This window comes from Nonomuraea sp. ZG12 (assembly GCF_052068115.1).
GTDB lineage: Bacteria > Actinomycetota > Actinomycetes > Streptosporangiales > Streptosporangiaceae > Nonomuraea.
Genome location: NZ_JBQHCW010000035.1, coordinates 58,357 through 65,702, shown reverse-complemented (window position 1 = coordinate 65,702; position 7,346 = coordinate 58,357). Strand labels below are relative to the sequence as shown.

The 7,346-nt window shown below is 68.6% G+C and carries 7 protein-coding genes and 2 pseudogenes; 6 read left to right on the top strand and 3 right to left on the bottom strand.

Annotated features, from left to right (window positions below):
- A partial coding sequence (locus ACTMTF_RS45350) for a hypothetical protein (RefSeq protein ID WP_441116285.1) occupies positions 1 to 185 on the top strand: 185 nt, incomplete at its 5' end.
- A 159-nt stretch (positions 186 to 344) separates the two neighbouring features.
- Here the strand turns inward: ACTMTF_RS45350 and ACTMTF_RS45345 are convergent.
- The gene (locus ACTMTF_RS45345; RefSeq protein ID WP_441116284.1) at positions 345 to 1,649 is read right to left on the bottom strand and encodes a M50 family metallopeptidase; all 1,305 of its coding nucleotides are present in this window, start codon (positions 1,647 to 1,649) and stop codon (positions 345 to 347) included.
- Between the two features lie 246 nt (positions 1,650 to 1,895).
- Between ACTMTF_RS45345 and ACTMTF_RS45340 the strand changes: the two are divergent.
- Positions 1,896 to 1,964 (top strand): annotated as a pseudogene (locus ACTMTF_RS45340) (hypothetical protein); the annotation flags it as partial.
- Between the two features lie 61 nt (positions 1,965 to 2,025).
- Here ACTMTF_RS45340 and ACTMTF_RS45335 read toward each other — a convergent pair.
- Positions 2,026 to 2,676, bottom strand: coding sequence for a TetR/AcrR family transcriptional regulator (locus ACTMTF_RS45335; protein WP_441116283.1), 651 nt, complete (start codon positions 2,674 to 2,676; stop codon positions 2,026 to 2,028).
- Positions 2,677 to 2,754: 78 nt separating this feature from the next.
- Between ACTMTF_RS45335 and ACTMTF_RS45330 the strand changes: the two genes are divergently transcribed.
- From ACTMTF_RS45330 to ACTMTF_RS45320, 3 genes are all read left to right on the top strand, one after another.
- The gene (locus tag ACTMTF_RS45330) at positions 2,755 to 4,188 is read left to right on the top strand and encodes a DHA2 family efflux MFS transporter permease subunit (protein WP_441116282.1); all 1,434 of its coding nucleotides are present in this window, start codon (positions 2,755 to 2,757) and stop codon (positions 4,186 to 4,188) included.
- A complete protein-coding gene (locus ACTMTF_RS45325; protein ID WP_441116281.1) occupies positions 4,188 to 4,985 on the top strand; it encodes an SDR family NAD(P)-dependent oxidoreductase in 798 nt (265 codons plus the stop codon). Before ACTMTF_RS45330 ends, ACTMTF_RS45325 begins: the two co-directional genes overlap by 1 nt.
- Before the next feature lie 83 nt (positions 4,986 to 5,068).
- Positions 5,069 to 5,233 (top strand): hypothetical protein, encoded by a 165-nt coding sequence (locus ACTMTF_RS45320; protein ID WP_441116280.1) that lies wholly within the window; start codon positions 5,069 to 5,071, stop codon positions 5,231 to 5,233.
- Between the two features lie 372 nt (positions 5,234 to 5,605).
- Here the strand turns inward: ACTMTF_RS45320 and ACTMTF_RS45315 are convergent, their stop codons facing one another.
- Positions 5,606 to 6,424, bottom strand: coding sequence for an MFS transporter (locus ACTMTF_RS45315; protein ID WP_441116279.1), 819 nt, complete (start codon positions 6,422 to 6,424; stop codon positions 5,606 to 5,608).
- A 203-nt stretch (positions 6,425 to 6,627) separates the two neighbouring features.
- Between ACTMTF_RS45315 and ACTMTF_RS45310 the strand changes: the two are divergent.
- A pseudogene (locus ACTMTF_RS45310) lies at positions 6,628 to 6,917 on the top strand (winged helix-turn-helix transcriptional regulator).
- Positions 6,918 to 7,346: the final 429 nt, after the last annotated feature.

Genomic DNA, 7,346 nt, shown 5'->3' with positions numbered 1-7,346 from the left:
CCCGGCGCTCTACGACGAGGCCCGCGCCCCGGTCGACGGCTACTACACCTGAGCCAGGACGGCTGTCGATTCGCGGGAGCGTCGTTCGTATAGAAGGTGAGACAGCAAGGAGGGACATCCGCGACGCCCGCATCTCGCAGGACGGCGAATTCATCCTGCTCGCCGACCAGGATCGCGACCCGTGACCGTGGGGAGGCATCAGGGAGCGCCGCCCGCAGACGCTGGGTATCAGCCGTAGACAGCCGGGCACCGTGAGACCCTCGCCGAGCCACATCGGTGTAGGTCGGGTGCCCTGTGCGCAGCATGTCATGGCAGGGGGTCGGCGAACATCACGAACCGGTCCGTCAGTTCGTCAGTGTGAGCGGGTTCACCAGGTCGGCGTAGATGAGCAGGGCTGCCATGATCATCATCGCCAGCGCCGCCGCGTACGTCAGCGGTAGCACTTTGGCGATGTCGACGTACTTGGGCTTCGGCCGCCGCATGACCTTGGCATAGGCCCGCTTGAGCCCCTCCCAGAGTCCGCCCGCGATGTGCCCGCCGTCGAGCGGCAGCAGCGGGATCAGGTTGAACATGCCGATCGCCAGGTTGAAGCCGGCCAGCAGGCTGACGAAGGTGGCGATCTTCTCCTCGTTGGACAGGTCGGAGGCCAGAATCTCGCCGCCCAAGCGGCCCGCGCCGACCATGCCCACCGGGCCCTCGGGGTCGCGCTCGTCGCCGGAGAAGGCCGCGTGCCAGATGCCGACCATCTTCTCCGGCAGGTTGAAGATCGAGCCCGCGACCCTGACCGTCTGCCCGCCCATGTAGCCGATCACCTGGCCGATGCTCTGCTGCTCCCTCACCTTGGTGGGCCGCACGCCGAGGAAGCCGACGTTCTTGTCGATCTTCTCGGGGTCTGCGAAGTTGGGCCGGTCTTGGGCAATGAGCGTGAGGGCGATCGTCATCGGCTTGCCGTCGCGCACGATGCCGAGCTTGACCGGGCCGGGACCGTGGGAGCGGATCAGGCGGATGGCGTTGTCCCAGGAGCCGATCATGGCGCCGTTGAAGGAGACCATGTGGTCGCCTGGCTTGAGGCCCGCCTGCGCGGCCGGGGTGAGCTGGTCGCCGGGCTCGCAGGCGGCGCGCTGCTCGGAGATGGGGATCACGCACGTTTCGGTGGCGGGCGAGACGATCGGGGCATCGGCGGGCAGGCCGATGCCGACCAGTAGGATGGCGGAGAAGACGAACGCCAGCACGAAGTTCATCAGTGGCCCGCCGGACATGATGATGACCTTCTGCCACCACTTCTTGCGGTAGAAGACGCGGTTCTCGTCGCCCGGACGCACCTCTTCCAGCGCGGCCTCGCGGGCCGACTCGATCAGCCCCTGGAAAGGTCCTGTCGCTGTGCTCCTGACCTTGGCGGGATCTTCTCCGGGGCGCGGCGGCAGCATTCCGATCATGCGGATGTAGCCGCCGAACGGGATCCACTTGATGCCGTATTCGGTCTCGCCCTTGCGCCAGGACCAGGCTGTGGAGCCGAAGCCCACCATGTACTGGGTCACCTTGACGCCGAAGAACTTGGCCGGCACCAGGTGGCCGAGCTCGTGCAGCGCGATGGAGATCATCAACCCGAGGAGGAAGAGGATGATCCCCACGACGTAGAACCAGTTCATCTAGGTGCGCTCCCCGGCAGGCGACAAGGACAGACGTGAAGGATGAGACGAAAGGTGCGACAGCCTCAATGTAGTGGTCTCCCTGCACCGCCAGGCTTACCGCAGTTACAAGACGTTGACCCGATGCATGCAGTCGATCTCCCTGGGAGACGACGCGCTCAAGGGCGTCGGCCGCATCGCGTCGTCGCCGACAAAGCTGAGCGCCAAGAACGCCGAGCGGGAAGAGCTCATTAAGGTACTGGACCTCTGCCGCCCGGCGACACCCTCGTCGTCCCCTCGCTCGACCGGCTCGCTCGCTCCCTGCAGGACCTCATCACGATCGTCGCCTTTCTGTGCCGCCGCGGCCCCGGCTTCCGGTCTCTGGCGGCGCAGGAGGTCATCGGGCAGGCGGCCGCCGCGCGTTTTCGTTCTCAGCGCCGAAGGCTTGGAGGAAGGTGTGGGTGGCGGCCCGGGCGATCTCCTGCAGATCTGTGTCGTCGATCTGGCGGGTACCCATCTGGGAGCGCGCCTCCAGCGGGCCGATGAGCAGGGCCAGGAAGTGTTCGGCGGCCTGATCGGGGCTGGTGGCGTCTAGGCGGCCGGCGAGGATGAGCCGCGCCATCCGGTCGGCGAGCGCCTGGCTGAGACGATGTGGGCCGCTCTCGACGGCGATGTCGAGGATGTCGGGGAAGTGGGTGAGCTCCGCGTACAGCAGGCGCCGCAGGGCGCAGGAGCGGTCGTCGGTGTGCAGGCGCACCAGACGGTGGCCGACCTCCTCCAGCGTGGTGCGGAGGTCGGGGCCGGGCTCGGTGAGTGGCTTCAGCGCGGCGAGTCGTTGGTCCAGCACGCTCTGGGCCGCGGCCTGCATCGCGTGCCGGAAGAGGGTCGCCTTGTCGGTGAGGTGGTTGTAGACCGTGGGCTTGGCCACGCCGGCCTCATTGGCGATCTCCTGCACGCAGGCCTGGGCGTAGCCCTGGCGGGCGAACACAACAAAGGCGCCGTCCAGGATCGCCTGCCGTTTGTCGATGCGTCCCCGTGCGGTGGCCATGCCCCCGATTGTACTCACTGGTTCAGCAATATGAACAGGCGAGTTGCACTGGATTGTTCAGGTAACTAATTTGAACCTATGAGTTCAATCTCTTCGGATGACCGTCTGGACCGGCCACTGCGGGCGTTGATCGGCGTCGTCCTGCTCGGCGGCTTGCTGGGCATCCTCAACAGCACGATGGCCGCAGTCGCCACCAAGACGCTGGCGAGCGCTCTGGACGCCTCGCTCAGCACGGTCGGCTGGGCCTCCACCGGCTTCCTGCTCGCCGTCACGGCCACCATCCCCTTCACCACCTGGGCGGTCGACAGGTACGGCGGACGGCGACTGTGGCTGGCGGGCCTGGCGGTGTTCATGGCGGGATCGCTGGCCGCCGGGCTGGCCTGGAATGCCGGCAGCCTGATCGCCTTCCGCACCCTGCAGGGCTTCGGCGCCGGGGTACTCGACCCGCTCGTGCTGATCCTGCTGGCTCGCGCGGCCGGACCGGCACGCGCGGGACGCGTCATGGGGCTGATGGGCGTGGTGCTGTCGCTCGGCCCGGTCCTGGGGCCGATCGCGGGTGGCGCCGTGCTGGGTGGGCTGTCGTGGCGGTGGATGTTCCTGCTCAGCGTGCCCGTCGGGCTGATCGCGTACCTGCTGGCCGTACGGGTTCTGCCCGCAGACCCCCCGGCCGGACGGGACCCGGCGGTCCGGCTCGATGTCCTGGGGCTGGCCCTGCTCGCGCCGGGGTTCTCCGCGCTCGTCCTGGCTCTGTCGCAGACGGCTGAGCACGGAGCGTTCACCGCCTGGCAGGCGTTGCTGCCACTGGCCGCGGGCATCGTGCTGATCATCGGCTACGTCCTGCGCGCGCTCGGTGCCCGCCGCACACCGCCGCTGATCGATGTGCGGCTGTTCGCCAGCCGGGGGTTCACCGCCGGCGTCACCATCATGGGGCTGGGCGGCCTGGCCAACTTCGCCACCCTGTTCGCGCTCCCGCTGTACTACCAGCAGGCACACGGCCACGGGGTGCTCGCCGCCGGGCTGCTGATGGCCCCAGCGGGCCTGGGCGGCGCCATCGCCATGCCGCTCGCGGGACGGCTGTCGGACCAGGTCGGCGCCCGCGGCATGGCCGCCGGCGGCGCGCTCCTGGCCGGGCTCAGCGCCCTGATCTTCACCCAGATCGACGCCGATACCAGCCAGGCGTGGCCGGTGCTGGCGGCGCTGACCATCGGCCTGGGCATGGGCTGCTTCAGCGCACCGACGATGGGCTCGCTCTACCGGAGCCTGCCCGGCCCGCTGGTCGCGCAGGGAAGTTCGGTGCTCTACATGCTCAACCAGCTCGGGGCCGCAATCGGCATCGCCATGGTCACCCTCATCCTGCAGACCTCCATCGAGGTGATCACCGGCTTCCACAGTGTCTTCTGGCTCGTCCTCGTGCTCATCGCGGCCGTGCTCGCCGCGACCCCGCTGCTACCAGGCCGCACCCACACGCCGACCGCCCACCCCGAACCCGTGACCTCCGGAAAGGCGTCCTGATGACCAGCACCGCGAAGACCATCGTGATCAGTGGCGGCACTGACGGCATGGGCCGGGCGCTGGCCTCCACATACCTGGAGCGAGGCGACACCGTGGTGGTCATCGGCCGCGATGCGGCTAAAGCGGCCACGCTGCCCGGAGCCCACGTCATTCCTGCGGATTTGAGCCTGTTCCGCGAGAACAGAAGGGTCCTCAAGGAAATCAACGACCGCCACCCCGCCGTGGACGCGCTGGTGCTGTGTGCCCGGTACTTCCGGTCAACCCGGTTCGTCACCGCCGAGGGCGTCGAGGGGGTCTTCGCCCTGGAGTACCTGAGCAGGTTCATCCTCAGCCACGGTCTGATCGCGCCCGGCGTCATCGTCAACGTCTCCGGCCCCGGCGTCCCCATGGGCCGCATCCACTGGGACGACCTCATGCTCGAACACGGCTACGCGGGGATGGCCGCCCAGATGCAGGCCGGACGGGCCAATGACCTGCTCGCGGTCGCCTACTCCGCCCGCCAGACGACCGGCCCCACCCGGTATGTGCTGATCAACCCCGGCCCGGTGGCCACCAGCTTCGCAGGCGAGTACGACCCGCCCACCGCCGCCCATGTCGCCACGCTCAAAAGGCACGGCCGACCGGTCGGCGAAGGCATCAAACCGATCATCGCCCGCATCGACGCCCCGCCCACGGCGCCGCTCACCGCGTTCATGCGCTTCGACCCGATCAACCTGGACGGCTCCGCCTTTGACCCCCGCGCCGCGGCCCGGCTCCACGACCTGACCCGCCGCCTGCTGGCCCTTCTGGAGAACTGACCCCATCAACCCGTACGAGCCGATGCCCCTCATCCACCCCCCGCGCGGCTTCACTGAACCAGACTCTCCGCCAGGTCGTCCGCGTGCGCGGCGGCGCAGACCGCCCGCGGCTGCGGCTCAGCAACCTCTACGGCACCCGTCCTCCCACCATCGCCTACACCCGCCTGGCGGCACGCACCACGGCGACCGCGATCGACAGCGGCACCGACACCGACACCGCCGTCATCTTCGGCGGAGCCCCCATGTAACGATCCAGCTCGGCCAGGAAGCCGTCAGCGACCCCATCGACTTCGCCATCGGCGGCGAGGCCGACGTGGCCATCAGCACCTACCACCCCTTCGCCCTGCAGACCGGCTACCTGACCCCGGGCGACGCGGTCTCCCGTCTGGACCTGCCGGTTCCCACGCGCACGTCCTTCACCGCAGCGCCGACCAGTGCGATCAACTGCATCGATCCACCGAGGTCGACGACGGGAAGACGTCGGCCGGTCGATGGCCAACCCCGACGGGATCGTCTACTACGTCTGCTACGGACCGCCTGCACCGCCCTCAAATGAACTGCTACGAGTCGCCCGATCACGCTGGGCCAGCGTCTGTGGGTGTCCGGGTCAGGTCGCAATCTCACGGATGCTGCTGGCCGCGTTGGTGCCGCAACAACAGCACGGCCATGGCGGCGGTCAGCCAGAGCACCGCCGCAGCGCCGGTCAGGGTTGCGCTCACGCCCGAGTGGAAGGCCGCTCGGGCTGCCTGCAGCAGGTCGCCCGCCTGCGCGGGAGCGAGCGTCGCGGCGATTGCGACGGCCGAGCCGAGTGATTCGCTCGCCTCAGTAGACGGACCGGGCAGCGTGGCGCGGTAGACAACTGACAGGACCGTGCCCAACAGCGCAACGCCCAGCCCCGCCCCCAGTTCGAACGAGGTCTCCTGGATGGCGGCCGCCTGACCCGCGCGCTCCTCGCTGGCCGCGGACATCACCAGATCTGCACCGAGCGTCATCACCACCCCGGCCGCCGTCCCCGCGAGGATCAGCACCAGGGGGACGGCAGGCCCGCCCAGGACCAGCGGGAGCACGGCTAGCGCGGCGCCGAGGACGGCCAGCGCCGCCGCCACGGTGAGCCGGCGCCCCCAGCGCGTGGCCGGCCACGCTGCCGCACCGGCGCCCACCGCGTTGGCGGCGGCCAGCGGCGTGAGCACCAGCCCGGCTTGGAGGGGAGCGAGCCCGTCCACGAGCTGGAACCACTGGGTGAGGAAGAACAGCAGCGAGGTGTAGCACCCGAAGCAAACCAGCACGCACACCGTCGCGGCGGTGAACCGGCGGTCGGCGAACAGGGACAGGTCCAGCAGCGGGTTGGAGGCATGCCGCTGGCGCAGCACGAAGATCACTACAAGTGCCGCGCCGACTGACCCGATGATCGCTGACAGGGCCGACGGTTGTTCGGCCACGTGCTTCACTCCATAGACGGTGAGGCCGAGAGCGGCGATGGACAGCGCGGCGTCCGCCGGGTTCCAGCGGCGCGGGGTCCTTGGACTCGGGAATCAACCGGGCGCCGGCGATCAGTGCGAGGCCCACGACGGGAAGGTTGGCCAGGAAGGCCGAGGACCAGCCCCAGCGCTCCACCAGCGCACCGCCCAGAACGGGCCCCAGCGTGGGGCGCTGGAAGCTGGCGATCGTCTACAAACTGCTGCAGGGCACACATCGGTTCGGTGAACTCAAGCGCGAAATGCACGGCATCACCCCGCGCATGCTCACCCGGCAACTCCGGAACTGGAGGAGGACGGGATCGTCTCGCGGATGGTCTACCGCGAGGTGCCGCCCCGGGTCGAGTATTCGCTCACGAGCATCGGCAGGAGTCTGGAGCGGATCGTCAACCTGCTCGACGGGTGGGGCAGGTCGTACCTTGAGCACCACCACGACGAGGATCCGTCCCGAGTCTGAACGGGCCGCGAATCGCCTGGACGGCTGACCGTGCCGGTGTCCCCTTAGTGAGCTGGTCCTGAGGTTCTGTCGCAGTTACGGCAGATACGGTCGAGGATCTGGTCGGTGGTCCAGGTGAACGGCTTGGCGTTGTCGTTCCAGGCCGTGATCCATGTGTCGCCCATCTGTCCAGCAGAACGCGCCCCAGCGACATCGTCACTACCTGAAACGGAACCCACCTCATGTGGCGAGACCAGAACTCAGGACCGTCTCACTAGGCCCGCTGCACCGTGTTGCGATGTTTGTAGCGGTCCTTTTCGATGCCAGGGGGCCGCCCGCCATGTGCGCCCCGCCGTAGCCGGGCGGCTTCGTGGTTTCTCTTCTCCGGGATCACGTGGCGGATGCCGCGCTGGCGAAGGTAGGCACGGATCTGACGGTTGCTGTATGCCT